Annotated in this window: 21 protein-coding genes; 3 read left to right on the top strand and 18 right to left on the bottom strand. The window is 70.2% G+C overall.

The window, feature by feature from the left end; all coding sequences use genetic code 11:
- Positions 1 to 116 precede the first annotated feature (116 nt).
- Together ACFVX6_RS05790 and ACFVX6_RS05785 are read left to right on the top strand one after the other, a co-directional pair.
- Positions 117 to 1,661, top strand: coding sequence for a serine hydrolase (locus ACFVX6_RS05790; protein ID WP_389688329.1), 1,545 nt, complete (start codon positions 117 to 119; stop codon positions 1,659 to 1,661).
- Between the two features lie 37 nt (positions 1,662 to 1,698).
- Positions 1,699 to 2,670 (top strand): RluA family pseudouridine synthase, encoded by a 972-nt coding sequence (locus tag ACFVX6_RS05785; protein ID WP_389688327.1) that lies wholly within the window; start codon positions 1,699 to 1,701, stop codon positions 2,668 to 2,670.
- Positions 2,671 to 2,676: 6 nt separating this feature from the next.
- Here the strand turns inward: ACFVX6_RS05785 and ACFVX6_RS05780 are convergent, their stop codons facing one another.
- The 13 genes from ACFVX6_RS05780 to ACFVX6_RS05720 all read right to left on the bottom strand — a co-directional run bounded on the left by ACFVX6_RS05780 (position 2,677) and on the right by ACFVX6_RS05720 (position 15,773).
- Positions 2,677 to 3,327: a helix-turn-helix domain-containing protein gene (locus tag ACFVX6_RS05780; RefSeq protein WP_389688325.1), complete on the bottom strand. Its 651-nt coding sequence runs from the start codon at positions 3,325 to 3,327 to the stop codon at positions 2,677 to 2,679.
- A 90-nt stretch (positions 3,328 to 3,417) separates the two neighbouring features.
- Positions 3,418 to 6,279, bottom strand: coding sequence for a DEAD/DEAH box helicase (locus tag ACFVX6_RS05775; RefSeq protein ID WP_389688323.1), 2,862 nt, complete (start codon positions 6,277 to 6,279; stop codon positions 3,418 to 3,420).
- A 65-nt stretch (positions 6,280 to 6,344) separates the two neighbouring features.
- Positions 6,345 to 7,259 (bottom strand): diacylglycerol kinase, encoded by a 915-nt coding sequence (locus tag ACFVX6_RS05770; protein ID WP_389688321.1) that lies wholly within the window; start codon positions 7,257 to 7,259, stop codon positions 6,345 to 6,347.
- 37 nt (positions 7,260 to 7,296) lie between these two features.
- Positions 7,297 to 8,262, bottom strand: coding sequence for a twin-arginine translocase subunit TatC (gene tatC, locus ACFVX6_RS05765; RefSeq protein WP_389688319.1), 966 nt, complete (start codon positions 8,260 to 8,262; stop codon positions 7,297 to 7,299).
- A 61-nt stretch (positions 8,263 to 8,323) separates the two neighbouring features.
- Positions 8,324 to 8,623 carry a Sec-independent protein translocase subunit TatA gene (gene tatA, locus ACFVX6_RS05760; protein WP_389688318.1) on the bottom strand — a complete coding sequence of 100 codons (300 nt, stop codon included), beginning with the start codon at positions 8,621 to 8,623 and terminating at the stop codon, positions 8,324 to 8,326.
- 170 nt (positions 8,624 to 8,793) lie between these two features.
- Positions 8,794 to 8,994: a hypothetical protein gene (locus ACFVX6_RS05755; protein WP_389688316.1), complete on the bottom strand. Its 201-nt coding sequence runs from the start codon at positions 8,992 to 8,994 to the stop codon at positions 8,794 to 8,796.
- A 26-nt stretch (positions 8,995 to 9,020) separates the two neighbouring features.
- The gene (locus ACFVX6_RS05750; RefSeq protein WP_356507732.1) at positions 9,021 to 9,233 is read right to left on the bottom strand and encodes a hypothetical protein; all 213 of its coding nucleotides are present in this window, start codon (positions 9,231 to 9,233) and stop codon (positions 9,021 to 9,023) included.
- 23 nt (positions 9,234 to 9,256) lie between these two features.
- Positions 9,257 to 10,276, bottom strand: a complete 1,020-nt coding sequence (locus tag ACFVX6_RS05745; RefSeq protein ID WP_389688314.1) for a helix-turn-helix transcriptional regulator — start codon at positions 10,274 to 10,276, stop codon at positions 9,257 to 9,259.
- A 75-nt stretch (positions 10,277 to 10,351) separates the two neighbouring features.
- Positions 10,352 to 11,314, bottom strand: a complete 963-nt coding sequence (locus ACFVX6_RS05740) for a helix-turn-helix transcriptional regulator (RefSeq protein ID WP_389688312.1) — start codon at positions 11,312 to 11,314, stop codon at positions 10,352 to 10,354.
- 158 nt (positions 11,315 to 11,472) lie between these two features.
- Positions 11,473 to 11,850, bottom strand: a complete 378-nt coding sequence (locus tag ACFVX6_RS05735) for an FKBP-type peptidyl-prolyl cis-trans isomerase (protein ID WP_389688311.1) — start codon at positions 11,848 to 11,850, stop codon at positions 11,473 to 11,475.
- A 49-nt stretch (positions 11,851 to 11,899) separates the two neighbouring features.
- Complete coding sequence (locus tag ACFVX6_RS05730; RefSeq protein WP_389688309.1) at positions 11,900 to 12,838, bottom strand: FKBP-type peptidyl-prolyl cis-trans isomerase; 939 nt, start codon at positions 12,836 to 12,838, stop codon at positions 11,900 to 11,902.
- Between the two features lie 125 nt (positions 12,839 to 12,963).
- Complete coding sequence (gene pafA / locus ACFVX6_RS05725; protein WP_250740364.1) at positions 12,964 to 14,325, bottom strand: Pup--protein ligase; 1,362 nt, start codon at positions 14,323 to 14,325, stop codon at positions 12,964 to 12,966.
- Between the two features lie 125 nt (positions 14,326 to 14,450).
- Positions 14,451 to 15,773: an MFS transporter gene (locus ACFVX6_RS05720; protein WP_389688306.1), complete on the bottom strand. Its 1,323-nt coding sequence runs from the start codon at positions 15,771 to 15,773 to the stop codon at positions 14,451 to 14,453.
- A 143-nt stretch (positions 15,774 to 15,916) separates the two neighbouring features.
- Here ACFVX6_RS05720 and ACFVX6_RS05715 point away from each other — a divergent pair, with 143 nt between their 5' ends.
- A complete protein-coding gene (locus ACFVX6_RS05715; RefSeq protein ID WP_389688304.1) occupies positions 15,917 to 16,918 on the top strand; it encodes a LacI family DNA-binding transcriptional regulator in 1,002 nt (333 codons plus the stop codon).
- Positions 16,919 to 16,985: 67 nt separating this feature from the next.
- Here the strand turns inward: ACFVX6_RS05715 and prcA are convergent, their stop codons facing one another.
- The 5 genes from prcA to dop all read right to left on the bottom strand — a co-directional run bounded on the left by prcA (position 16,986) and on the right by dop (position 21,148).
- Positions 16,986 to 17,750, bottom strand: coding sequence for a proteasome subunit alpha (prcA, locus tag ACFVX6_RS05710; protein ID WP_250740361.1), 765 nt, complete (start codon positions 17,748 to 17,750; stop codon positions 16,986 to 16,988).
- Between the two features lie 51 nt (positions 17,751 to 17,801).
- Positions 17,802 to 18,641 (bottom strand): proteasome subunit beta, encoded by an 840-nt coding sequence (gene prcB / locus ACFVX6_RS05705; RefSeq protein WP_243334024.1) that lies wholly within the window; start codon positions 18,639 to 18,641, stop codon positions 17,802 to 17,804.
- Positions 18,593 to 19,192: an endonuclease VII domain-containing protein gene (locus tag ACFVX6_RS05700; protein ID WP_389688301.1), complete on the bottom strand. Its 600-nt coding sequence runs from the start codon at positions 19,190 to 19,192 to the stop codon at positions 18,593 to 18,595. The genes prcB and ACFVX6_RS05700 overlap by 49 nt, the downstream gene beginning before the upstream one ends.
- Before the next feature lie 37 nt (positions 19,193 to 19,229).
- A complete protein-coding gene (locus ACFVX6_RS05695) occupies positions 19,230 to 19,442 on the bottom strand; it encodes a ubiquitin-like protein Pup (protein WP_030294332.1) in 213 nt (70 codons plus the stop codon).
- A gap of 194 nt (positions 19,443 to 19,636) precedes the next feature.
- A complete protein-coding gene (gene dop, locus ACFVX6_RS05690; RefSeq protein WP_389688298.1) occupies positions 19,637 to 21,148 on the bottom strand; it encodes a depupylase/deamidase Dop in 1,512 nt (503 codons plus the stop codon).
- Between the last annotated feature and the right edge of the window lie 268 nt (positions 21,149 to 21,416).

The raw sequence follows: 21,416 nt of genomic DNA, 5'->3' as shown, positions 1-21,416 counted from the left end.
CGGGGTCCCGTAGGAGCCTGTCGCGGAGCCCGGCACTGCATCCGGCACGGGCACGGCACGGCCGGCGGAACCGGCCCCGCAAGGCGGGATCACCCGTTCGGCCGGACAATGGGCCCATGCGTACGCTCCGCGCATTCACGGCAGCCGGAGCAGCCGCCCTCCTGGCCACGGCCGGGACCGCGACCGCCGCGCCGAGCCCGCCGCCCGCCCCCACCGCCCAGCTCACGGACGCCCAAGTCGACACGGCCGTGCGGCGCCTCGACGCCACCGTCGCCGAGATGATGCGCCGCACCGGGGTCCCCGGTGTCTCCGTCGCCGTCGTCCACGACGACAAGGTGGTCTACCTCAAGGGCTTCGGCCTGCGCCGCGTCGGCGACCCGGCCACGGTGAACCCCGACACCGTCTTCCAGGTCGCCTCGCTCTCCAAGCCGATCTCCTCCACCGTCGCCGCCGGGGTCCTCAAGGACCCCGCCGACTTCGACCGGCACGCGGAGCTGCCCGGCTTCACCCTCAAGGACCCGTGGGTGACCTCCCACGTCACCACCGCCGACCTGCTCTCCCACCGCAGCGGTCTGCCCGACCACGCCGGCGACCTCCTCGAAGACCTCGGCTACGACCAGGCGTACATCCTCGACCACCTGCGCCTGGCGCCCCTGACCCCCTTCCGCGCGAGCTACGCCTACACCAACTACGGGTTCACGGCCGGCGCCGAAGCGATCGCCCGCTCCCGAGGCGCCAGCTGGCAGAAGCTCAGCGCCGACACCCTCTTCAAGCCCGCCGGCATGACGCACACCAGCACCGAGTTCCAGGCCTTCGTCGACTCCCCCGACCACGCCGCCACCCACGTCAAAAGCGCGGACGGCACCTGGAGCCCCCGCTTCGTCCGCGACCCCGACGCCCAGGCCCCGGCCGGCGGGGTGAGCAGCACTGCCCGCGACATGTCCCGCTGGCTGCGGCTCCAGCTCTCCGGCGGCACCCTCGACGGCAAGCGGATCATCCCCGCCGACACCCTCGCCCGCACCCACCTCCCCGAGATCGTGTCGCAGCCGCCCGCCTCCCCCACCGGCCGCACCGGCTTCTACGGGCTGGGCTGGAACGTCGGCTACGACGACGCGGGCCGCCTGCGCCTGAGCCACTCCGGCGCCTTCGAGCTCGGAGCCAACACCAGCGTCGGCATGCTCCCGCTGGAGAAGCTCGGCATCGTCGTCCTCACCAACGGCGCCCCCGTCGGTCTCCCCGACGCCGTCGCGGCCGACTTCTTCGACACCGCCGAACACGGGAAGGCCACCACCGACTGGCTGGCCCTGACGGGCGCCCTCTACGCCCAGATCAACGCGGAGGGCCGCTCCCCCACCGACTACGCCCGCCCGCCCACCGGCGCGAAGCCGGCCGGGGAGGACTCCGCGTACACCGGCACCTACGAGAACCCCTACTACGGCAGGGCGACCGTGGCGGCCACGAGCGAGGGCAAGCTGACCCTGTCCCTCGGGCCGGAGCCGATGGTCTTCCCCCTCACGCACTACGACGGGGACACCTTCAGCTTCGAGACCGCCGGGGAGAACGCCGTCGGCCGCACCGGGGTGTTCTTCTCCCCCGCCGACCGCACGGTCCGCATCGAGTACCTGGACGCCGACCACCTGGGCACCTTCACCGGCGGCTAGGCCGTAGGACACGGCCCGGCCGCATAGCCTGTACCCGGTGAAGCGCAGATCCCACATCCCCGACGCGCCCCTGCCCCAGGTCTCCGGCATCGACCCGGTCCGCATGCGGCTGCCCCCCGACCCGGAGGGGACCTGGCCGGACCTCGGCTCCTACCTCACGGCACGCTACGAGGGCACGCGCGGCGCCGAGTCCATGACCCGCCTGCTGCGGGACGGCCGGGTGCTGGGCGTCGGCGGCCGGGTGCTGCGGCCGCAGGACCCGTACGAGCCCGGCGGCTTCCTGTGGTTCCACCGGGACATGCCGCCCGAGCCCGTGGTGCCCTTCCCCATCGGGGTCGTGTACCGCGACGAGCACCTGCTGGTGGCCGACAAACCGCACTTCCTGGCCACCACCCCGCGCGGCAGCCACGTCTTCCAGACGGCCCTGGCCCGGCTCCGGGTGGAGCTCGGCCTGCCCGCGCTGAGCCCCGCGCACCGGCTGGACCGGATGACCGCCGGGCTGGTGCTGTTCAGCATCCGGCCCGAGGACCGGGGCGCCTACCAGTTGATGTTCCAGGAGCGGCGGATCCGCAAGGAGTACGAGGCGCTCGCGCCCCACGACCCGGCGGTGGAGTTCCCCCGGACCCTGCGCAGCCACATCGAGAAGGTCCGCGGGGTGATGGCGGCGACGGAGGTCGCGGGCGCCGAGCCCAATGCCGAGACCCTGGCCGAACTCCTCGCGGTCAAGGGGGACACCGGGCGCTACCGGCTGACCCCGCACACGGGGCGCACCCACCAGCTGCGGGTGCACATGAACAGCCTGGGCCTGCCGATCCTGGGTGACCCGGTCTATCCGGTGGTCCGTGACCCAGCGCCCGACGACTACCGGCGCCCGCTCCAACTCCTGGCCCGCACCCTGGAGTTCACCGATCCCGTCACCGGGATCGCGCACCGCATCGAGAGCGGCCGCACCCTGCGGGCCTGGGAGGACCGGCCCGGCTGGGAAGAGGGCCCCGAGGACCCCGCCTAGGGCCGCCTAGCCGTCCACGCCCGCGATCCGCAGCGCCGCGTCGGCGGTGGCCTCGGCGAAGGTGGCCACCGGGCGCCCGGGATCGGAGCGGTGGATCAGCATGACGCCTTCGATGAGGCCGAAGACGAGGTCGTTGCGGAGCACCAGCCCGGCCCGGTCATCGGCGAGTTCGGCTCCGACGCACGTACCGTCGAGCAACTCCCGGTAGATGTCCTTGAGCTCCTGGCGCATCCGGCGGAAGCGGGCGAAGCGGGCACCGGCGACCTCCGGCAACAGGTAGAGCGCGCCCAGGTTGTACGGCCCTCCGCACAGCAGCATCACGTCCGAGCGGCACAGCTCCCAGAGCCGACGTCCGGCGGGCCGTTCGGCGTCCCGGGCCAGTCGGCGGGCGAGCTCCAGGGAGGGGGCGACCGTGGACTCCAGGAGTTCGGCGAGGAGTTCCTCCTTGCCGCCGAAGTAGTGGTACATCGTGGCCTGGCGCATTCCGGCCCGCTCGGCCACCGCCCGCGTGGTGGTGGCCGCGTACCCCTTGACCGTGAACAACTCGGCCGCCGCGTAGAGGAGTTCCTCGCGCGGCGGCCGTCCGCTCGCCGCTCTGAGCTGATCGGCGCGCGGCCGACCGACCCGTCTCGGCCCCTCGTCCGCTCCACCAGTCATGGCCCGATTTTCTCACGGGACACGCCGAAGCGATCATGGCAAGAGGTGAGATCTGGCCACGACCACTCCTGGAGGAAGCTACAAATCCGGTTAGCCCACCGAACTGTAGGCCACCACACCGCGCAGCAGCGCGTCCACCGCCTTGCGGGCGTTGCGGGCCACGGTGCTGCCACCCCCCGAGGCATCCGAGGAGGGAGGCGCGGAGGAGGAGGGCGCCGCGGCGGCCACCTGCCCCAGTACGTCGATGACCTGCTTGCACCAGCGCACGAAGTCACCGGCCGGCATCTCCGCCTCGCGCAGCACCTCGTCCAGGCTCTTGTCGGAGGCCCACTGGTACACCGCCCACGCAAAGCCGAGGTCCGGCTCGCGCTGGCCCACGCCCTCCGCCTGGTTGATGCCGTGCTCCTCCTCCAGCGCGTCGAGCCGGCCCCAGATGTGGACCATCTCGCCGAGCGCGGCCTTCGCCGCGCCGCCCGGCACCTTCGGCGCCACCGCGTCGTCGGACTGCCGTGCCTCGAAGACCAGCGCCGAGATGCAGGCGGCCAGTTCGGCCGGGCTCAGCCCCTCCCAGACACCGGCCCGCAGGCATTCCGACGCCAGCAGGTCGAGCTCTCCGTAAAGCCGCGCGAGCCGCCGCCCGTGCGGGGTCACCTCGTCCTCGCGCAGGTAGTCCAGATCCGTCAGCAGCGCGTGGATCCGGTCGAAGGTGCGGGCGATGGTGTTCGTCCGCCCCTCGATGCGCTGCTCCAGCTGCCGCGTGTCCCGCTGCAGCCGGTGGTAGCGCTCCGCCCACCGGGCGTGGTCCTCGCGCTCGTCGCAGCCGTGACACGGGTGCGCCCGCAGGGCGGCGCGCAGCCTCGTGATCTCCCGGTCGTCGGCCGCGGCCGCCCGCCCGCGGGGTGCCCGGCCGGGCCTGAAGTCTCCGGCCTTGGTCCTCAGTTGCGAGGCCAGGTCCCGACGGGACTGCGGAGAGCGGGCGTTGAAGGTCTTGGGGATCCGCATCCGGTCGAGGGGCTCCACCGGCACCGGGAAGTCGATCGCGGCGAGCCTCTTGACCTGCCGCTCCGAGGTGAGCACCAACGGGCGCGGACCCTCGGTGTACTCGTGCCCGCGGTGCCCGTTGGAACGCCCGGCCGGCACCCCCGGATCCAGCACCAGCGCCAGCCCGGCGAACTTGCCCGTCGGCACGTGGATGATGTCGCCCGGCTTGAGCTTCTCCAGCGAGCTGGCCGCCTGCGCCCGCCGCTGGGCGGCTCCCTGCTTCGCCAGGTCGTTCTCGCGGTCCTTGAGGTCGCGGCGCAGCCGCGCATACTCCTCGAAGTTCCCGAGGTGGCAGGTCATGCCCTCCCGGTAACCGTCCAGGCCCTCCTCGTTGCGCTGCACCTGCCGGGAGATCCCGACGACCGAGCGGTCGGCCTGGAACTGCGCGAAGGAGGTCTCCAGCAGCTCGCGCGAACGGTGCCGCCCGAACTGCTGGACCAGGTTGACGGCCATGTTGTACGAGGGCTTGAAGCTGGAGCGCAGCGGATACGTACGGGTACCCGCCAGCCCGGCCAGGCCCGCCGGGTCCATGCCCCGCTGCCACAGCACCACCGCGTGGCCCTCGACGTCGATGCCGCGCCGCCCGGCCCGCCCGGTGAGCTGCGTGTACTCGCCGGGGGTGATGTCGGCGTGCTGCTCGCCGTTCCACTTGACGAGCTTCTCCAGGATGACCGTGCGCGCCGGCATGTTGATGCCCAGCGCGAGGGTCTCGGTGGCGAACACGGCCTTCACCAGACCCCGTACGAACAGCTCCTCGACGACCTCCTTGAAGGTGGGCAGCATGCCCGCGTGGTGCGCGGCGATGCCCCGCTCCAGGCCTTCGAGCCATTCGTAGTAGCCCAGGACGTGCAGGTCCTCGGTGGGGATGGAGGCGGTCCGCTCCTCCACGATCTCGCGCACCTTGAGCCGCGCGGTGTCGTCGTTGAGCCGCAGGCCCGCGTACAGGCACTGCTGGACGGCGGCCTCGCATCCGGCCCTGCTGAAGATGAAGTTGATGGCGGGCAGCAGCCCGTCGCCGTCCAGCCGGGCGATGACCTCGGGACGCGAAGGGGTCCAGATCCGGCCGCGGGAGCGCCGCTCGCGCTCGCGGTCGGCCTCGCGGACCATCTTTCCGCGCCGCCGGTCCTTCGGGTTGTACCGGCTGCTGTTCTCCTCGCGCGCCATCCGCAGCAGATCGGGGTTGACCTCGCGGCGCGCGGAGCCGCGGCCGCCGTGGTCGGACCCCTCCTCGAAGAGGTCGTAGATCCGCCGACCCGCCATGACGTGCTGCCACAGCGGTACGGGCCGCTCCTCGGAGACGATCACCTGGGTGTCGCCGCGCACGGTGTCGAGCCAGTCGCCGAACTCCTCGGCGTTGGAGACGGTGGCGGACAGCGAGACCAGGGTCACCGACTCGGGGAGGTGGATGATGACTTCCTCCCAGACGGCTCCGCGGAACCGGTCGGAGAGGTAGTGCACCTCGTCCATCACCACGTAGCCCAGACCGGTCAGCGCCTGCGAGCCCGCGTACAGCATGTTGCGGAGCACCTCGGTGGTCATGACGACCACCGGAGCATCGGCGTTGACGCTGTTGTCGCCGGTGAGCAGGCCGACCTTGTCGGCGCCGTAGCGCTTGGCGAGGTCGGCGTACTTCTGGTTCGACAGGGCCTTGATGGGCGTGGTGTAGAAGCACTTGCGGCCCTGCTGGAGGGCCAGGTGCACGGCGAACTCGCCGACGATGGTCTTGCCCGAGCCGGTCGGCGCGGCGACGAGGACGCCCTTGCCGGCCTCCAGCGCCTTGCAGGCCTCGATCTGGTAGGGATCCAGGTCGAATTCGTACATCTCACGGAAGGGCGCCAGGGCCGTGGCCTCTTCGGCGGCGCGGATCCGGGCAGCGGCGTACCGCTCGGCGGGAGAAAGTTCTTCGGTCATCTTGTCTTCGAGCCTACCCGCCGCCCCTGACAACAGTCGCGATCTTTTGCGCGGGCCCGGCCGTCCTACGTCAGGAGCCGCAGGGCCGCCGGAACGCAACTCGCACTCACCGGGAGGGGGCCCAGCGGCTCGCCGTCCGCGTAGGCCGTGATGCCGGCCGCCTCCAGGGTCACCTTCGCGGCCCGGTGGACGGTGACCTTGGGATGGGCGAGGTGGGTGCCCTTGTAGACCCGGGGAAAAACCTTCAGCAGCGTGGTGCGGCTGCAGTCGCCGACGACGATGACGTCGAACAGCCCGTCGTCGGGAACCGCGTCCGCACAGATGCGCATGCCGCCGCCGTAGGAGGAGCCGTTGCCGACGGCCACCAGCGTGGCCTCGGTCTCCAGGACCGGGCCGTCGTCCAGGGTGATCCGGTACGGGAAGGGCCGGAAGGCGGCAAGCTCCAGGGCCATCGCCAGGTCGTACTTGAACCGGCCGATCGGCAGCCGCATCCGGTTGCCCCGGTCGTTGACCCGCGAGTCGAATCCGGAGCACAGCACGGTCCCGTACCAGGTGCCGGCAGCGCCGTCCCCGGTCCCGGCCCCGGCCACCCGGCCGAGGTCGATCTCGCGGACCCGGCCCTCCTTGAGCGCCTCGGCGGCCAGCCGGCCCGCCCGCGCGGGTTCCCGTACGGGCAGTCCCATCGCGCGCGCGAAATCGTTCCCGGTGCCCACCGCGACCACCCCGAGCGGCACCAGCGTGCCCGCGAGCGCCTGCAGCGCGAGGGAGACCATCCCGTCCCCGCCGACCGCGATCACCGCTCCGGTGCCCTCGCGCACCGCGGTGCGCAGCCGGGCCAGGGCGTCGGGGGCATCGCCGCCGACGACGGTCCGCACCGAGAAACCGGCCTCGCGAAGCGCGGAAGCGGCCGGCTGCGCTGCGTGCGCGGCCCGGCCGCTTCCGGCGGTGGGATTGACGAAGAGGGTGATCTCAGCACTCACCCGCGGGAATGTACCTGCCAGAACAGACCCGCGTCGATCAGGTGGCGTCGTCGTAGCCGTTGATCCGCTGACGTCCGCCGTCGGCCTGCTCGGGCAGGGCTCCCGGAGCCGCCACGGGCTCGACCGCACCCACGGCCGCCGGGGTCAGGTCCACCTCGGAGGCCTCGTCGTCGTCGAGACCCGCGTCGGGGTTGCTCCGCGCCCGCCGCCGGTCGTTGAGCCAGCAGACGAGGAGCGCGATGAAGTACAGGGCGACGATCGGCGCGGCCAGCGCCAGCATCGTCAGCGGGTCACCGGTGGGCGTCGCGAACGCCGCGAAGACGGTGATGCCCAGCACCATGGCCCGCCACCAGCTCGCCAGCCGCTTCGCGGTCAGCACCCCGGTGACGTTGAGCAGGATCAGCAGCAGCGGCAGCTCGAAGGCCAGACCGAAGACCACGACCATGCGCGTGATGAGGTCGAGGTAGTCGTCGACCGGCAGCAGGTTGCTCGCGTTCTCGGGGGTGAACTCCAGCAGGATCACCGCGGTCTGCGGCAGCACCTTGTACGCAAGGACCGCGCCGGCGCCGAACAGCGGTGCGCCGACGCCCACGAAGGCCACGGCGTACTTCTTCTCGTGGTTGTGCAGGCCCGGGGCCACGAAGGCCCACAGCTGGTACAGCCACACCGGCGCGGAGAGCACCACACCGGCGGTGAGGGAGACCTTCAGGGCGATGGAGAACGGCGCGATGAGGCCGTTGACCGTCATGGCGGCGCAGGGCTTCCCGTTGCGCTGCGTGACCACTCCGTTGTTGCAGCCGACGGAGTCCAGGATCGGCTTCATCATGAAGTCGATGAGGTCCTTGTAGAAGAACGCGGCCACGATCGTGATCACGAGGATCCCAAGGACGGCCTTCAGCAGCCGGTTTCTCAGCTCACGCAGGTGCTCGACAAGAGGCATCCGCCCTTCGGCGTCCTTTGCCTTCTGGTCCTGCTTCTCCTGCTTGCGGGCAGACTTGAGCAACCCACGTCCCTTGTCTCGTTGCAGTTGACTGGTGCGAGCGCGGCCGGCGAGGCGGCCGCCGTCAGCCCTGCGTGGTGTGGTTGGGCTCGTTCACGGGCCGGGCACTGGTGACGTCGCCGGGCGACGCCTGGATCGTGCGCGGGGCCGCGGCCTGCTGCTGAGGAGCCGGGTCGGCGACGGAAGCGGCGGTGGCGGCGTCCTCCGCCTCCCCCTCCTTCTTCATCGCCTTCGCCTCGCTCTTGAGGATGCGGGCGGACTTGCCGAGCGAGCGGGCCATGTCGGGAAGCTTCTTGGCACCGAACAGCAGGAAGATCACGGCGACGATCAGGAGGATTTCGAGGGGCTTCAGGTTGCCGATCATGTGTGTCTTCCTTCTCACCGAAACGGCTGGTTGTGGTAGTCAAGACGGCTCTGACCGAGATCGGTAAGCCGTTCTGACAAGGATCGTAACCCCCGGGGGTTAACGCCGGGCAATGCCCCGGGGCATCACTGCTTGCGTGGTCAGACAGTACGACGGTTGCCCGACGATGGCTATGGCCGCACGGAGCGCCCGGCTCTGGCCAGGCCCGTAGCGGCCCGTTCCAGGTCGGCGGAGGCGTCCGCGATCCGGCGCCCCGCGTCCGCGACCTGGACGGAGAGCCTGCGCACCTCCACGAAGACCCGCACGGCGAGCACGGCGAGGACGGCGAGCCCGAGGAAACCCAGAGCGATTGCGAACATCGGCCACAGCATGCGACGAGCCTAGGCCACCGCCCGCCTCACACGCTGCGCAGGGTGCTCACGCCGCCACCGGTCAGCAGTTCCACGATGCGCTCACCGGCCGGCTTGCGGACCGGGGCCCCGCACTCGGGACAGGTGAAGGAGTAGAAGGTCGTACGCCGGCTGCCGCCGATGGCCAGCCGCAGGGCGCCCGCGTCCAGCTCGAAGCGGGCCCGGCAGTCAGGACAGGAAGCCTTGAACGCGACCGACATCGCGCGGATCCCCCCTCGGCCCCTCAGCCCTGTTCCCCGTCTGTGTCGGTACCGCTCCCGGCATCCGCGTCCCCGGCCGCGCCGCCCTCGTACGCGGCGAGCGCCTCCCGGGCCGCCCGGCGGGCGCTGTCCGCCAGCTCCACCGGGGCCACGATCCGCCCCTCGCGGCCCAGCCGCAGCGCGAGGCGCCGCAGCGAGCCCGGGTCAGGGGTGCGCAGGGTGATCCGCAGGCCGCCCTCGGGCAGCTCCTCGGCACTGTCGTGCGGGTAGTACTCGGCCACCCAGCGCCCGCCGGGACCGACCTCGACCACGACCTCCGGGTCCTCGGCGGCCGGCTGGACCAGCCCCTCGGACAGGTCGCGCGGCTCGATGGCGGGCGGGTCGGCCCGCTCGTCGAGCAGCCGGATCTCGGCCACCCGGTCCAGCCGGAAGGTCCGCCGGGCCTCGGAGAGGTGGCACCACCCCTCCATGTAGGTGTGCCCGACGGCGAACAGCCGGATCGGGTCGACCTTGCGCTCGGTGAGCTCGTCGCGGGCGGGCGAGTAGTAGCGCAGCCACAGCCGGCGCCGCTCGGCGATGGCCCGGTCCACGTCGGCGAAGACCCCGCCCTCGGACTCGAAGGTCACCGAGAGCCGCGAACTGGCCCCGGCCACCTCGCCCGCGGCGGCCTCCAGCTTCGCGGTGGCCCGCAGCAGTGCCTGGCGGTCCCCCTCGCGCAGCCCGGGCAGCGTGGCCACGGCGCGGGCGGCCACCAGCAGCGCCGTCGCCTCGTCGGCGGCCAGCCGCAGCGGCTCGGCGGTGGACTCCCCCGAGGCATCGGGATTGCGCCACCAGATGCGCTCCCCGTCGGTGTCGATGTCGAGCAGGTCACCGCCCCGGAAGCTGGTCCCGCACATGGGCAGCACGTCGAGGTCCGAAATCAGCTCGTCCTCGGTGATCCCGAAGGCCCGGGCCACGTCCGCGACGTGCGCACCGGGGCGCTCGCGCAGGTAGGTCACCAGGGACAGCATCCGGCGCGTCTGGTCGATGGCGTTGGCAGCCATGCTGGTACGTCTCCCCCTCAGGGCGTTGCTCAATGATCTTGCCCGGTCCACCCCGCGCGGCTCCGCGCGGTCGGATCAGCCCTTGGCCACGGCCCGCAGCCGGTCCACCACGTCGGCCCGCAGATCGGCCGGCTCCAGCACCACGACATCGGGGCCGAACTCCACCAGCCAGGCGTCCAGTCCGTGCCCGTACGGGATCTCCAGCTCGTCCCAGCCCTCGCCGCCGGCCCCCTCGCGCACCGCCGTGGCCTTGGACCGCAGCGGATAGCCCGCCCCCGCCCGCAGCCGGATCAGCGCGGAGCGCTTCGCGCTCTCCCCGGCCCAGCTCGCCACGGTCTCCCGTACGGTCACCACGTCCGGGACCTCGGCGGTGTACTTGGCCGCCCGCGAGCGGACCTTGCCCGTGATCCGGGACAGCCGGAACACGCGCTCCGCCCCGCGGTCGCGGTCGAAGCCCGCCAGGTACCAGTGGCCGCGCCAGCACTCCAGGGCCCACGGCTCCACTTGCCGGGCCTCGGGACGGGCCGCGGTGGACTTGCGGTAGTCGAAGACGACCGGACGGCGATCGCGGCAGGCCAGCATCAGCGGCTCGAAGGCCGCCTCGTGCACCGGGATCCGCGGCTCGATGGCACTGTGCTGGCCCTCGTACGGGTCCACGGCCTCCGGCATGCCGCCGGCGCGCAGCTTCTGCAGGGCGCCACTGGCCGCCCCGGCGAGCCGCGCCTGCTGCCACACCTTGGCGGCGAGCCCCAGGGCCGCGGCCTCCTCGGCGTCCAGCGCCACGGGCGGCAGCCGGTTGGAATCACGGCGCGCCAGATAGCCGGTGTCGCCCTCCAGGTTCTCGACGGTCTCGATGACCAGCCCGAGCTCCCGCAGATCGTCCTTGTCCCGCTCGAACATGCGGTTGAAGGACTCGTCGTTCCCGGCTTCCATGTAGGCCTCGATGGAACCGCGCAGTTCCCGCTTGCTGAGCGGCCGACGCGTCCCCAGCAGACACAGCGCCAGATTCATCAGCCGCTCGGCCTTGGCAATCGCCATCGACGCCCATCCGCCCTTCCAGACCTTCGAGTCGTGTCCCCGGTACACCCTCGTGACCGCTGACCGTACCGCCCCGACGGTCCTGGGCAAAAGCGAGGGCCCCTGCCTTCAAGGCAGGGGCCCCACACGCTTCGCAGCGTCACATCACAACGGACCGATCAGGCGCCCATCAGGTCGCACACGAAGATCAGCGTCTCGCCCGGCTTGATCGCGCCGCCGGCGCCACGGTCGCCGTACGCCAGGTGGGCCGGGATCGTCAGCTTGCGACGGCCGCCGACCTTCATGCCCTGGACGCCCTGGTCCCATCCGGAGATGACCTGGCCGACACCGAGCTGGAACTGCAGCGGCGCGCCGCGGCCCCAGGAAGCGTCGAACTCCTCACCGGAGGAGAAGGCCACGCCCACGTAGTGGACGGAGACACGGGAACCCGCCTTGGCCTCGGCGCCGTCGCCGACCCAGATGTCCTCGATGACCAGGTCGGTGGGGACCGGACCCTCAGGGAAGTCGATCTCGGGCTTCTCGAGCTTGTCGCTCACGGAACTGCTCCTCAAAAACTTACGAACAGGGGGTACAACCCGGACAGTCTTACACCACGGCGAGGATGTCGAGGCTGAAGACCAGCGTCGAGTTGGCCGGGATGGTGCCCTGCTCCTTGTCACCGAAGCCCTGGTCCGCCGGGATGACCAGCAGGATGCGGCTGCCGACCTTCTTGCCGACGATGCCGTCCTTCAGGCCCTTGACCGACAGCTCCGCCAGCGGCCACGTCACCGACTGGTCGGTGGAGTACGTGCTCTCGAAGGTCTTGTCGTCCTTCCACGTCTTGCCGTGGAACTTGACCACCACGCTGTCGGTGTCCTTCACGACCGCGCCGTCGCCCTCGAGGACGTAGTTCGACACGAGCTTCGTCGGCGCCGCACCGTCCTTCGGGACGGTCACGGAGACTTCCTTGCCGTCCGTGTTCGTACCGACCTTCGGCAGGGCGGCGTCCGCCTGCGGGACCTCCTTGCCCGTGGCCGAAACCGGGACGGTGGTGCCCTTGACGATGTCCACGACGAAGACCAGCGTGGCGTTCGCCTTGATCTTGTCGCCCGAGCCCTGCTCGCCGTAACCGAGGTCCGGCGGAATCACGAGCTCCAGCCGGCTGCCGACCTTCTTGCCCTCGAGGCCCTGGTCCCAGCCCTTGATGACCTGGCCCGCGCCGATGGTCACGTCGAACGGCTTGTCCTTGCCGAAGCTCTGGTCGAACGGCTCCTTGCCGTCCCAGACCTGACCGAGGTAGTTGACCTGGGCGATGTCGCCCTTCTTCAGCGCCGGGCCGTCGCCCTCGCTGATGGTCACCACCTTCAGTTCCTTCGGCGGTGTACCCGTCCCCTTCGCCAGGGTGGGGGTCTCACCGAACTTGGCACCCTTGGTGATCGCGGGCGCCCCGTTCTTCATCTCGGCGGAGTCGGAGCCGCTGTCGCCACAGGCCGCTGTCGACAGCAGCAGAAGGGGTACGACAAGCAGGCCGGCAAGTCGGCGCACGTGTTCCTCAGATCTCAGACGGCACATAGGTCGTCGCCACTCTAAGGCGTGGACAGGGCCCCGTACGAGATCCGTACGAGGCCCTGGCCAAGATCAGTGCGATGCGCGCGGCGCCAAACGGCGCCCTACATCCCCGCGATCAGCTTCTCCACCCGGTCGTCCACCGACCGGAACGGGTCCTTGCACAGCACCGTGCGCTGCGCCTGGTCGTTCAGCTTCAGATGCACCCAGTCGACCGTGAAGTCCCGCCGCTGCTCCTGCGCACGACGGATGAAGTCACCCCGCAACCGCGCCCTCGTCGTCTGCGGAGGCACCGACTTGCCCTCGAAGATCTTGAGGTCGTTGCAGATCCGAGCCGCCTGCCCCTTGCGCTCCAGCAGGTAGTACAGGCCGCGCCTGCGGTGGATGTCGTGGTAGGCGAGGTCTATCTGAGCCACCCGCGGATTCGACATCGTCATGTTGTGCTTCGCCCGGTACCGCTCGATCAGCTGGTACTTCATCACCCAGTCGATCTCGGTCCCGATCCGGTCCAGGTCCTCCGCGTCGATCGCGTCCAGCGTCCGGCCCCACAGCTCCAGCACCTGGTCCACGACACCCTCACGGATGCCCCGGCGCTCCGCGAAGTCCACCGCCTTGTCGTAGTACTCCCGCTGGATCTCCAGCGCGGAGGCCTCCCGACCGCTCGCGAGCCGCACCTTGCGCTGACCCGTGATGTCGTGACTGACCTCCCGGATCGCCCGGATCGGGTTCTCCAGCGTCAGGTCCCGCATCACCGTGCCCGCCTCGATCATGCGCAGCACCAGATCGGTCGCCCCGACCTTCAGCAGCATGGTCGTCTCGGACATGTTCGAGTCGCCCACGATCACGTGCAGACGCCGGTAACGCTCCGCGTCCGCGTGCGGCTCGTCCCGCGTGTTGATGATCGGCCGCGAACGGGTCGTGGCCGAACTGACACCCTCCCAGATGTGCTCGGCCCGCTGACTCACGCAGTAGACCGCACCCCGGGGCGTCTGCAGCACCTTGCCCGCACCACAGATCAGCTGCCGCGTGACGAGGAACGGGATCAGAATGTCCGCCAGCCGGGAGAATTCCCCGTGCCGGGCCACCAGGTAGTTCTCATGGCAGCCGTACGAGTTTCCCGCCGAGTCGGTGTTGTTCTTGAACAGATAGACGTCGCCCGCGATTCCCTCCTCGTGCAGGCGGCGTTCGGCGTCGACGAGCAGGCCTTCGAGAATGCGCTCGCCAGCCTTGTCGTGGGTGACCAGTTCGATCAGGTTGTCGCATTCGGGAGTTGCATACTCCGGATGCGAACCCACGTCGAGGTAGAGGCGGGCGCCGTTCCGCAGGAAGACATTGCTACTGCGGCCCCATGACACAACACGGCGGAAGAGGTAGCGCGCCACTTCGTCAGGAGACAGTCGGCGCTGTCCCCTGAACGTGCACGTGACGCCGTACTCGTTCTCCAGCCCGAAAATGCGGCGGTCCATGACTGAACATTACGCCTTCTGCTCTGTTCTGAAACCGAGTTCGCAGGCGCCGTTTCGATCATTTTCCCGAGAGACCCACCCCACCACCCGCCCGCCAGGCGCCCACCACCCGCCCCCAGGCCCGCCTAAGACCCCGTCACCGACGCCTCCGCAGAGCCCTCCAACGGCCCCGCCGAACCCACGGCCGACCCCGCCACCGGACCCTCCACCGAGCCCGCCACCGGACCCGCCGGCGACTGCGGCGCAGAACCCGCCACCGCACGACTCGCACCCGGACGCGCCAGCACCCGCTGAGTCACCGTCAACACCAGCAGCGCCGCGGCCCCCGCCACACTCGCCACCGCGAACCCCGCCGCCGTACCCCCCGCCTCCACCGAAGGACCCGCCGCCGCCGTACCGATCGCCGCACCCACCCCGAAGAACGTCACCAGCCACGAGAACGCCTCCGTCACCGTCCCCGCCGGAGCGTGCCGGTCCACCACGATGAACGCACACGCCAGAGCCGGAGCCAGGAACACCCCCGCCAGCGCCGCGAACCCCGTCATCGCCACCACACCCGGCACCAGCATCAACGGCAGATAACACACCGCCAGCAACGCCAACAACACCCAGAGCCGCCGCTCCGGCGCACCCGCCCACTGCCGCGCCCCGTACAGCACACCACCGAACAGCGCACCCAGACCCAGCGCCGCCATCAACCAGCCGTACACCGCCTGACCACCGTGCTCGTCCGCGTACGCCACACCCGCCACCGTGATCGACCCCAGCGCCGTCCCCACGAAGAAGAACGCCCCCAGCAACGCCAGCAGACCCGGCGAGCGCAGCGCCCCCAACCAGTGCGCCTCCCGCGGCTCCGAACGCCACGTACGCGAAGGCTCCGACACCACGACCGACAGCGCCCCCAGCACCCCGATCCCGTTGATCACCAGCAGCGCCGCCGCCGGATCCCACAGCGCCACGCACAAGGTCACCAGCAGCGGCCCCACCGTGAACATGACCTCCTGGGCCACCGCGTCCATCGCGTACGCCGCGTGCACCCGCTCCTCCTTGCCGCCCAGCACGCTCGGCCACAGCGCCCGCAGCCCGCCCTCCAGCGGCGGCGTGAACAACCCCGCGACCACCACCGCCGCGTACGCCACCACCACCGACCCGGTACCGGCCAGCGCCAGCCACACCATGCCCAGCGCCGACACCACCGCCGCCGGCAACTGCACCCGCGGCTGCCCGAACAGGTCCACCGCCCGCCCCAGCAACGGCTGCCCCACCGCGTTCGACACCCCGTACACGGCCGCGAGCGCACCCGCCAGGCTGTAGCTGCCACCCTCCGCCCGGGTGAACAGCACGATCGCGATCGGCCCCGTCCCGTTCGGCAGCCGACCTATGAGCGTGCCCACCAGCAGCCTCGCGGCATGCCGGGTCCCGAGCAGCTCCGCGTAACCCGCGGCCATGTCCGCCCCCTTCCGCCCGGAACCAGCCGGGAGTACCAAGTAATACGTATAACGTGACCGGTCATACGTACCATGACCACAGTCGGACGGTCCACCCACCCGACACCCACACCCCCCGTGACCTCGCACTACAGGAGCACCGTGTGACGAGACCCACCAGCCGCGACGTGGCCACCGCCGCCGGAGTCTCCCAGGCCACCGTCTCCCTCGTCCTCGGCGACAAATGGCGCGGCCGCGTCTCCGAACGCACCGCCGACCACGTCCGCCACACCGCCACCGAACTCGGCTACCGCCCCAACCTCGCCGCCCGCAACCTCCGCCTCGGCTCCACCCGCACCGCCCTCCTCGTCGTCCCCGCCCTCACCAACGAATTCTTCGCCCGCGTCTACACCGGCGCCGCCCGCATCGCCGCCGAACACGGCTTCGGCGTCGTCCTCTACCCCTCCCCCGACGGCACCGGCCCCGCCCGCGACCCCTTCGCCTCCGCCCGCGCCGCCCTCGACGGAGTCATCGCCTCCTCCATGGCCGCCGACGCCCTCCACGCCCTCGGCGGCGACACCCTCCCCCTCGTCATGCTCGACAGCGACCCCACCGCCGACACCGCCGACGCCCACGTCAACCTCGCCATCGCCGACGGCATGCGCCAAACCGCCGAACACCTCCTCACCCACGGCCACCACCGCTTCCTCCACCTCGCCTCCGCCATCGACTCCTGGACCTTCGACGTCCGCGCGGGCGCCCTGGCCGCCCTCCTGCCGCCCCCCGCAGAGCTGCGCACCGTACGGGCCCGCCTCAGCGTGGAAGCCGCCCGTACGGCCATGGAAGCCGCCCTGGACACCCCCGCGGACCGCCGCCCCACCGCCGTCGTCTGCGACGACGACATCCTGGCCGCCGGCGCCTGCAAAGCCGCCCGCCGCCTCGGCCTGCGCATCCCCGAAGACCTCTCCGTCACCGGCTTCGACGACCTCGCCCTCGCCACCGCCGTCGAACCGGAACTCACCACCGTCCACCTCCCCGCCGAACGCGTCGGCGAACAAGGCATGACCGCCCTCCTCGCCGTCCTCGAAGGCACCCCCTGGGCCCCGGTCGACATCCCCGTCCACCTCGTCGTCCGCGACTCCACGGGCCCGGTACCGACCGGCTGAACCTCCCGAGCACGCGAAAGCGCCCCCGACCCGAAGGCCAGGGGCGCTCACCCACTCCGTACTCGCCCTACTCGGCTTCCTCTTCAGGAGTCTCGTCGTTCGAGACGGCATCCGCCTGAGCCGCCGCCGGAACGTCAGCCTCCAGCAGCCGCGACAGCTGCCGGCCGCGGATCCGCTTGAACTTGCGCTGCTGAGCCCGCGTACGGTCCAACACCGCCACCTCCAACCGCTCCGCCGGAATCGACTTGTCCGTACCGTTCGCCTGGCTCGACAGCGCCTGCACCGCCAGCTTCAGCGCCTCGGACAGGGTCATCCCGTCCTGGTGCCGCTGATCGAGGTAAGTACTGATCTGCTCGGCGTTGCCACCAACGGCTACCGACCCGTGCTCGTCGACGATCGACCCGTCGTGCGGCAGGCGATAGATCTGGTCACCCGCGGCGGTCGCACCGACCTCCGCCACCACCAGCTCCACCTCGTACGGCTTCTCCCCCGCACTCGAGAAGATCGTGCCGAGCGTCTGCGCGTAGACGTTCGCCAGCCCACGGGCCGTCACATCGTCACGGTCGTAGGTGTATCCGCGCAGATCCGCGTACCGCACACCGCCGATCCGCAGGTTCTCGTACTCGTTGTACTTGCCGGCGGCCGCGAAGCCGATCCGGTCGTAGATCTCGCTGAACTTGTGCAGCGCACGGGACGGGTTCTCACCGACGAACACGATGCCGTCGGCGTACTGGATCACAACAAGGCTCCGACCGCGGGCGATGCCCTTGCGGGCGTATTCCGCCCGGTCGGCCATGGCCTGCTGGGGTGACACATAGAACGGAGTCGACACCGGCTTTCCGTCCCTTTCTTCTGGACGACGAGGAGGTCAGGGCGGGGCTGGTCAGAGCAGGGCGGCGCGCGGACCGTCGGGCTGCTCCAGCCGACGGTTCGTGATCTTGCGGGCCAGCTCCGAGGACTCCTCGTCGGTCAGCCTGCGGAATCCCTCGTCGGTCATGACGGTGACGATGGGGTAGATGTGGCGGTAGAGGTCCGGACCGCCGGTGGCCGAGTCGTCGTCGGCAGCGTCGTACAACGCCTGCACGACGAGCGTCGTGGCCTCCTCCTCCGTCAGCTTGGAGTGGTACAGCTTCTTCATCGAGCCGCGGGCGAAGATCGATCCCGACCCGGTCGCGGCGTAGCCGTGCTCCTCGGAGCGGCCGCCGGTCACGTCGTAGGAGAAGATCCGGCCCCTCTCCTTGGCCTCGTCGTACCCCGCGAAGAGCGGGACCACGGCCAGCCCCTGCATCGCCATGCCCAGGTTGCTGCGGATCATGGTGGAGAGCCGGTTCGCCTTACCTTCAAGGCTCAGGGTCGCCCCCTCGACCTTCTCGAAGTGCTCCAGCTCCAGCTGGAACAGCTTCACCATCTCCACGGCCAGACCGGCGGTGCCGGCGATGCCGACGGCGGAGTACTCGTCCGCCGGGAACACCTTCTCGATGTCCCGCTGCGCGATCATGTTCCCCATGGTCGCCCGCCGGTCACCGGCGAGCACGACCCCGCCGGGGAAGGTGGCGGCCACGATGGTCGTCCCGTGCGGCGCCTCGATGACCCCGTCGGGCAGCTTCCGGTTGCCCGGGAGCATCTCGGGCTGGTGAGCCCCGAGGAAGTCCATGAAGGACGACGACCCCGGCGTCAGGAAGGCTGCCGGTAGACGCCCTGTGCTACGAGTGTTGGGTTCCACAGGTTTCCTTCCACGTAAGCGGCTGCACGCCTCAAGACGTCCGGCCGATCCTTGAGTTGCCCGATTCCTGCGTTGCAGCCGAAGCAAAGTACGCCTCGGACCTTACCCGTCCGATGATCGTGATCAACATGCTCCGCCGGAGCCTCTTGGCAGATCACGCAGACCCCGCCCTGGGCGGCGATCATCTCGTCACGCTCGGCTTCTGTGATGCCGTAATTGCGCTTCAGATGTCCCGCCCGACCCTGGATGGCGCGGCAGGCCTTGCAGCGAGTCGACAGACCGTCAGAAGCGCTTGCGTTCTTGTGCCACTCACTGTGCGGCTTCACCTCACCGCACTGCCGACAGAGCTTGCTGCCGACCGGCACTTCCACGTGTTCCCTGACGGCCTTGCCTTGGGCGGCCTGACGGCGCCTGTAGTGCTCGGCGCCGTAGGCCGCCACGCACTCACGGCACCTGGGCTGCAGCCCGTCGCGTCGGTTTCGATCCGAGGCGAATCCGCTCAGTGGTATGTCACGGGCACACCCGCGGCACCACTTCGTTCCATTGGACATGGAGCACACACTGGCGGATTCGCCTTAGATTCGAAGGCTATTCGCCGCCTTTTTGTACGAAACTCCGAACGAAATCCTCGGCATTTTCCTCAAGTACATCGTCGATCTCGTCAAGTACCGAGTCGACGTCGTCGGAGAGCTTTTCCTGTCGCTCCTTGAGGTCGGTCGACTCTTCGACCGCAGCCTCCTCGACCTCCTCGGTCGAGCGCTGCGCCTTCTGCTGTCCGCCGCCGGTGTCCTTGGTCGCCATGTGTAGCTCACCCCGCTCGGTTCGCACGCTCACGTGAAAGACCCCGCGAATTCGGGATCCCTCAAGATCAGACTCTACGTCGGACCCTACAAGGAGGGCCCGACATCCGTCCCGGTACTTTCATAACGTCCGGATGTGTTCATGATTCCCGGGCCGGGGGCCTTTCAGCCCCCGCGCCGGGTACCGGAAAGGCCTCAGCGGCCCGAGAGCACCCGGACCAGGTCCTCCGCCGTGCGGCAGCGGTCCAGGAGCTCCTTCACGTGGGCACGGGTGCCCCGCAGGGGTTCCAGGGTCGGGACCCGCTGGAGGGAGTCGTGGCCCGGCAGATCGAAGATCACCGAGTCCCACGAGGCCGCCGCCACGTCATCCGCGTACTGCTCCAGGCACCGCCCCCGGAAGTACGCCCGGGTGTCCTCCGGCGGCTTGCTCTGCGCCCGCTCCACCGCCGGCTCCTCCAGCAGCCGCTTCATCTTGCCGCGGGCCACCAGGCGGTTGTACAGCCCCTTCTCGGGCCGTACGTCCGCGTACTGGAGGTCCACCAGCTGGAGCCGGGCCGCGTCCCAGCCGAGGCCGTCCCGGCGCCGGTAGCCCTCGAGGATCTCCCGCTTGGCGATCCAGTCGAGCTCCCCCGACAGGCTCATCGGGTCGGTTTCCAGCCGGCCCAGTACGTCCTCCCAGCGGGCCAGCACATCCTTGGTCTGCTCGTCCGCGTCGGAGCCGAAACGCTCCTCCACGTACTTCCTGGCCAGCTCGTAGTACTCCATCTGGAGCTGTACGGCGGTCAGCGTCCGCCCGCTGCGCAGCGTGATCAGGTGCTGGAGGTCGGGGTCGTGGGAGACCTGGTGGAGGGTGCGTACGGGCTGGTCCACGGCGAGGTCGACGTTGATGTAGCCGTCTTCGATCATGGACAGGACGAGTGCGGTGGTGCCGAGCTTGAGGTAGGTGGAGATCTCGGAGAGGTTGGCGTCTCCGATGATCACGTGGAGCCGGCGGTACTTCTCGGCGTCCGAGTGCGGTTCGTCCCGGGTGTTGATGATGGGGCGCTTGAGGGTGGTCTCGAGGCCGACCTCGACTTCGAAGTAGTCGGCGCGCTGGCTGATCTGGAAGCCGTGTTCGCGGCCGTCCTGGCCGATGCCGACGCGGCCGGCGCCGGTGAAGACGATGCGGGAGACGAAGAAGGGGGTGAGGTGGCGCACGATGTCCGAGAAGGGGGTTTCCCGCTTCATCAGGTAGTTCTCGTGCGTGCCGTAGGAGGCGCCCTTGTTGTCGGTGTTGTTCTTGTAGAGGTGGATGGGCTGGGCCCCGGGGAGCTGGGCGGCCCTGACGGCGGCCTCGGCCATGATCCGCTCGCCGGCCTTGTCCCAGAGGACGGCGTCGAGCGGGTTGGTGATCTCCGGGGAGCTGTATTCGGGGTGTGCGTGGTCGACGTAGAGGCGTGCGCCGTTGGTGAGGATGACGTTGGCGAGGCCGATGTCCTCGTCGGTGAGCTGGCTGTTGTCGGCGGCCTCGCGGGCGAGGTCGAAGCCGCGGGCGTCCCGCAGCGGGTTCTCTTCCTCGAAGTCCCAGCGGGCGCGTCGCGCCCGGTGCATCGCCGCCGCGTAGGCGTTGACGATCTGGGACGAGGTGAGCATGGCATTGGCGTTCGGGTGCCCCGGGACGGAGATCCCGTACTCCGTCTCGATCCCCATTACTCGCCGTACGGTCATGCGGCCCTCCTTGCCCGGCGGCGCTCCCGTTCGGGAGCGGCGCTCAAGTACCGCTGGTGCTCCGGTGCGTCGTGTGCGGTGCCCGTCCCCGCACTGCGCGACCTGCGGTATGGAAGAGCCTAGAACCACTCCGCGCTGGTGGGGAGATCATTTCAGTCATTGACTTTGCCCTGTCACCGGCTGAAAAGAGCGTTTGGTAAAGCAGTCGGCTGCGGGTGGCCGTGGCCGGCCCCCCCCGCCCGCCCCCGTTGTGAGAGGTAAAGAACCG

The sequence above is a fragment of the Streptomyces sp. NPDC058289 genome, from assembly GCF_042880975.1.
Lineage (GTDB): Bacteria > Actinomycetota > Actinomycetes > Streptomycetales > Streptomycetaceae > Streptomyces > Streptomyces stoeckheimensis.
The sequence above is the reverse complement of the archived record's forward strand: the minus strand, read 5'-3'. Positions and strand labels throughout refer to the sequence as shown.

Bases quoted from the DNA above. Each gene is read 5' to 3' on its own strand.
- ACFVX6_RS05790 (WP_389688329.1), top strand. From the start codon at position 117: ATGCGTACGCTCCGCGCATTCACGGCAGCCGGAGCAGCCGCCCTCCTG.
- ACFVX6_RS05780 (WP_389688325.1), bottom strand. From the start codon at position 3,327: ATGACTGGTGGAGCGGACGAGGGGCCGAGACGGGTCGGTCGGCCGCGC.
- ACFVX6_RS05775 (WP_389688323.1), bottom strand. From the start codon at position 6,279: ATGACCGAAGAACTTTCTCCCGCCGAGCGGTACGCCGCTGCCCGGATC.
- tatA (WP_389688318.1), bottom strand. From the start codon at position 8,623: ATGATCGGCAACCTGAAGCCCCTCGAAATCCTCCTGATCGTCGCCGTG.
- ACFVX6_RS05755 (WP_389688316.1), bottom strand. From the start codon at position 8,994: ATGCTGTGGCCGATGTTCGCAATCGCTCTGGGTTTCCTCGGGCTCGCC.
- ACFVX6_RS05750 (WP_356507732.1), bottom strand. From the start codon at position 9,233: ATGTCGGTCGCGTTCAAGGCTTCCTGTCCTGACTGCCGGGCCCGCTTC.
- ACFVX6_RS05745 (WP_389688314.1), bottom strand. From the start codon at position 10,276: ATGGCTGCCAACGCCATCGACCAGACGCGCCGGATGCTGTCCCTGGTG.
- ACFVX6_RS05740 (WP_389688312.1), bottom strand. From the start codon at position 11,314: ATGGCGATTGCCAAGGCCGAGCGGCTGATGAATCTGGCGCTGTGTCTG.
- pafA (WP_250740364.1), bottom strand. From the start codon at position 14,325: ATGGACCGCCGCATTTTCGGGCTGGAGAACGAGTACGGCGTCACGTGC.
- ACFVX6_RS05720 (WP_389688306.1), bottom strand. From the start codon at position 15,773: ATGGCCGCGGGTTACGCGGAGCTGCTCGGGACCCGGCATGCCGCGAGG.
- ACFVX6_RS05700 (WP_389688301.1), bottom strand. From the start codon at position 19,192: ATGTCCAATGGAACGAAGTGGTGCCGCGGGTGTGCCCGTGACATACCA.
- ACFVX6_RS05695 (WP_030294332.1), bottom strand. From the start codon at position 19,442: ATGGCGACCAAGGACACCGGCGGCGGACAGCAGAAGGCGCAGCGCTCG.
- dop (WP_389688298.1), bottom strand. From the start codon at position 21,148: ATGACCGTACGGCGAGTAATGGGGATCGAGACGGAGTACGGGATCTCC.